Origin of the sequence: Kitasatospora sp. NPDC047058 (genome assembly GCF_040643935.1) — a bacterium.
Lineage (GTDB): Bacteria > Actinomycetota > Actinomycetes > Streptomycetales > Streptomycetaceae > Kitasatospora.
This window is the reverse complement of the sequence record NZ_JBEYVJ010000623.1, coordinates 1-2,993: the sequence shown is the minus strand read 5'-3', so window position 1 is coordinate 2,993 and position 2,993 is coordinate 1. Positions and strand designations below refer to the sequence as shown.

Here is a 2,993-nt window from a genome sequence, read left to right as displayed (position 1 = left end):
CGGGGTTTTTGAGTTTCATACGGTGTAGTGCATACTTATGCCTATCGCCGTAAACCTGTTCGCACAGTTGTGAGGTCCGGCAGTGCCCGGGCCGACGGTGCGCGGGCCGACGGTGCGCGGGCCGACGCCGAGGCCGCCGACCTGGGCAGCAACGGCTGGGCCCTCGGCCGCGACGCCACCCGCGACGGCACCTCGATGCTGCTGGCCAACCCCCACCTCCCCTGGGCCGGCAGCGAGCGCTTCTACCAGGTCCAGCTCACCGTCCCCGGCGTCATGGACGTCGCCGGCGCGGGCCTCTACGGCACCCCGCTGGTCGAGATCGGCCACACCCGCGGCCTGGCCTGGACGCACACCACCAGCTACGCCGAGCACGCCTCCGTCTACCGGCTCGCGCTCGTCCCGGGCGACCCGACCCGCTACCTGGTCGACGGCAAGGCCGAGCAGATGACCGTCCGCAGAGTCCAGGTCCCGGTCCGGGCCGCCGACGGCACGGTGTCCACCGTCACCCGCACGCGCTACGACTCCCGGTACGGGCCGGTGCTCGCCGAGGGGTGGACCACCGAGCACGCCTACGCCCTGCGCGACGCCAACGCCGGCAACCTGCGCTCGATGAACGAGTGGCTCGCCATCGGCAAGGCCCAGAACCTCGACCAGCTCAAGCAGGCCCAGCGCACCTACCAGGGCGTGCCCTGGACGTACACGATCGCCACCGACACCGGCGGCACGGCGTACTTCACCGACAGCTCGGCCGTCCCGCACGTCACCGACGAGCAGGCCGCCCGGTGCGCCGCGCCGACCCCGGAGTTCGGGCAGGTCCTCGACGGCTCGACCACCGCCTGCGCCTGGGGCAGCGACCCGGACGCCCTGGTGCCCGGCCTCCACGGGCCCGCCGCCCACCCGGCTCTGAGCCGCACCGACTCCGTCGCCAACTCGAACAACGGCCCCTACCTGACCAACACGGACGCGCCGCTGTCCGGCCTGCCGGCCGGCTACGACAACGGCACCCGGATCGGTCCGCGCGCCCAGCTGGGCCTGCAGATGATCGCCGACCGCCGGGCCGGCCGCGACGGGCTCGGCGCCCCGGGCTTCACCCTGCCCACCCTCCAGGCCACGATGTTCGGGGACCGCGTGTACACGGCCGAGCTGTACCGCGACGACGCCGTCGCGATGTGCCGCAGCCACCCCACGGCGACCGCGACCGACGGCACCGCGGTCGACCTCCGGGCCGCCTGCGCGGTGCTCGCCGCCTGGGACACCCGGGCCGACGCCGACAGCCGGGGCACCGTGCTCTGGCAGGCCTTCCAGCGGGCACTGGCCCGCAGCGGCCCGCCCGCCTGGCAGCGCGTCCCGTACGACCCGGCGCAGCCGCTGACCACCCCGCGCGGGATCGACGGCGGGAACCCGGCCGCACAGCGCGCGCTGGCGGACGCCGTCCGGCAGCTGGCCGCCGACGGCGTCCCGGTCGACGCGCCGATCGGCCTGGTCCAGCGCTGGGCGGGCATCCCGCTGAACGGCTGCGGCGGCGGGTACGGCTGCTTCAACGTCCTCACCGCCGGGCCCGCCTCGGGCGAGGGCGGCGGCACCCGGCCCGCCGACCTGGCGGCGGTGCCGCACGGCTCCAGCTTCGTGATGGCCACCGAACTGACGCCGCAGGGGCCGCGCACCCGGACCCTGCTCACCTACGGCGAGTCCGCCGACCCGGCCTCGCCGCACTACACCGACCAGACCCGCCTGTTCGCCCGCAAGGCGTGGGTCACGGAACGGTTCACCGAGGCCGAGATCAACGCGGCCCCGCACCTCCGGGTGACCACCCTGGTCCGCTGACCGGGCCGGCCGCCCGCCGGCCCCGCGAGGCCGCCCGCCACCCCGGTTGTCCGAGGTGGCGGGTAGCCTCGCAGGTCCGTGGACGAGGCAGGTCCGCGGACGAGGCGGCTCCGCGGGCGGAGCAGGTCCGCGGACGGACGACGAGCGAGGGGAGGCGGGCGCGTGGGCGTGAACGCACCGCGGCCGGCGGCGGGCGGCTGGATCTCCACCGGACTGCACTGGCAGGACGGACGCCCGTTGCTGAGCGCCGTCCACGGGCACCGGCGGCACGAGCGGGTGGCCGAGCCGGGCACCCCGGTCGGCTGGCTGCTCGCCGGACCGCGCCGCTGCACCGGCGCCTGGCTGCCCGGGGCCACCGAACGGACGCCCTGCCCGCACCACGCCGTCATCGAGCCGGACGGCGGCGCCGTCCAGTGCCCCGCCTGCCAGAGCGTCGACCGCGGGCTGGCCCTCGCCCGGGACCAGATCCTCGACGACGGGCGCACCTACCGCCTCTACCTCGCCTGGTTCGGCGAGGGGCTGCTGAAGGTGGGGCTGACCAGCGAGCAGCGCGGCACCACCCGGCTGCTCGAACAGGGTGCGCTCGCCTGGACGTTCGCCGCCCGCGGCAGCCTCCCGGCCGTCCGCCGGGCCGAACTCACCGTCGCCGCCTCCGGTCTGGCCCGCGAGCGGTTCACCGGCAAGGCCAAGACCGAGCGCTGGTGGCGGCACGGCGACGCCGCGCACCGCCGCACCGTCCTCACCGACGCCCGCGAACGGGCCCACCGGCTGCTGGACGGGCACGCGGTGGAACTGCTCCCCGGCCACCCCGTCACCGACCACGTCGCCCTCTACGGCCTGGCCGACGGCGCCCCGGCCGCCTACGGGCAGATCGACGCGCTGGCCGACGGCGCCGTCGTCGCCGGGACGCTGCGCCCGCCGATCGGGCGCTACCTGCTGCTCGACCAGCCCGACGACGCCGAACCGCTGCTGCTCGACACCCGCCTGCTCACCGGCTGGACGCTCACCCCGGCACCCGGCCGCGCCACCGCGGGCGTGACCGTACGGCCCCGGCTGCGCCCGCAGGAGGCGGACACCCAGGAGGCGCTGTTCTGACCGGCGGCGCGGCCGAGGGTGCTGTTCCCGGCGGGCCGGGGGTGCCCGGCCTCAGCCCAGCCGGCCGCGCAGCG

Annotated in this window: 2 protein-coding genes; both read left to right on the top strand. The window is 76.3% G+C overall.

The features are described from left to right. Window positions 1-69 precede the first annotated feature (69 nt). Window positions 70-1,824: a penicillin acylase family protein gene (locus tag ABZ885_RS38445; RefSeq protein WP_360199431.1), complete on the top strand. Its 1,755-nt coding sequence runs from the start codon at window positions 70-72 to the stop codon at window positions 1,822-1,824. A gap of 162 nt (window positions 1,825-1,986) precedes the next feature. Next, window positions 1,987-2,919, top strand: coding sequence for a DUF2797 domain-containing protein (locus tag ABZ885_RS38440; RefSeq protein ID WP_360199429.1), 933 nt, complete (start codon window positions 1,987-1,989; stop codon window positions 2,917-2,919). Window positions 2,920-2,993 lie beyond the last annotated feature (74 nt).